1 pseudogene is annotated in these 345 nt (G+C 47.0%); it reads left to right on the forward strand.

The window, feature by feature from the left end:
* Positions 1-345 (forward strand): annotated as a pseudogene (locus ACK8OT_RS19350) (hypothetical protein); the annotation flags it as partial.

Here is a 345-nt window from a genome sequence, read left to right on the forward strand (position 1 = left end):
CCCTTTGATGCAACGAGTGATCAAGATGGTGATGGGCTTACCGCTTGGGATGAATACCGATTAGGTACAGATCCTAATGATCCTGATTCAGATCGTGATGGCGCACCTGACTATATCGACTCTGCTCCGCTAAATTCACGCTATAGCTTTGATAACGACAGAGATGGCCTTCCCCAAGAGTGGGAAATGCAATATGGCCTAAGTGACTCAATGCCTCTGGATGCCAAGGATGACTTTGATGCTGACGGCTTAACTAACTTACAAGAGTTTTTAACTGGCACCAATCCACATCTTGCAGATAGTGATCATGACGGCGAACTTGATGGGAGCGACTTTGCGCCAACT

It is taken from the genome of Motilimonas thetidivivens, assembly GCF_046452435.1.
Lineage (GTDB): Bacteria > Pseudomonadota > Gammaproteobacteria > Enterobacterales > CBDFNC01 > Motilimonas.